Below are 958 nucleotides of genomic sequence, written 5' to 3' on the forward strand. Positions count from 1 at the left end.
AACTCGACTCCATGAAGTCGGAATCGCTAGTAATCGTGGATCAGAATGCCACGGTGAATACGTTCCCGGGCCTTGTACACACCGCCCGTCACACCATGGGAGTGGGCTGCAAAAGAAGTGGGTAGCTTAACCTTCGGGGGGGCGCTCACCACTTTGTGGTTCATGACTGGGGTGAAGTCGTAACAAGGTAGCCCTAGGGGAACCTGGGGCTGGATCACCTCCTTACCTATACGACTAACTTAATGTTTGGTCGAAAAATGCTCCTGCATTTTCGACATTCGGTACATCCGTGTACCTTTTGAGTGTTCACACAGATTTGCTTGATAGAAGAAAGAGTAAAAGATGGACCTAGTTAAATAGGTTTATCAAAGATGGGTCTGTAGCTCAGCTGGTTAGAGCGCACCCCTGATAAGGGTGAGGTCGGTGGTTCAAGTCCACTCTGACCCACCAAATCTTCGTTCTCCTTTGTTAAATTAACACTCGTTTAGTGAACTAAACGTCGCGTTAATTTGCCGCGGATAACTCGATTTGGCAAACCAATCCTTTTATTGAAAAGTAATAAGGCATATGCACTATGGATAGAGATGCCAAAGATAAACTTAAAAATTATCTTTGGCTTTTTTAAGCCCGCTCTTTAACAATTTGGAAAGCTGATAGTATTTAATTGCATGAGTCTGTCATGTGATTAATTACAAAACGTTTAATGCGMAAGCATTGAACATGAGTTCTCAAACACTTTATTAAGTGTCTTGAATATTCAAAAGTAAATTATTCTTTATTGAATAGTTTACGTCTAAGGCGCGTCCACTTCTTTGGTCAGAAGTGAGACAAGTAAAACCAAGCTGGTCGCAATGCGGCGCAGATGAGTGAAACTCATTTGGGTTGTATGGTTAAGCGACTAAGCGTATACGGTGGATGCCTTGGCAGTCAGAGGCGATGAAGGACGTAGTAACTTGCG

1 tRNA gene and 1 rRNA gene are annotated in these 958 nt (G+C 43.4%); both read left to right on the top strand.

The window, feature by feature from the left end:
* Nucleotides 1–225: ribosomal RNA gene (locus L5L97_RS22775) — 16S ribosomal RNA — on the top strand; the annotation flags it as partial.
* 148 nt (nucleotides 226–373) lie between these two features.
* Nucleotides 374–450 (top strand) — tRNA-Ile (locus tag L5L97_RS22780).
* The last annotated feature ends 508 nt before the right edge of the window (nucleotides 451–958 follow it).

The sequence above is a fragment of the Shewanella sp. SM71 genome, from assembly GCF_025653905.1.
GTDB classification, from domain to species: domain Bacteria; phylum Pseudomonadota; class Gammaproteobacteria; order Enterobacterales; family Shewanellaceae; genus Shewanella; species Shewanella oncorhynchi.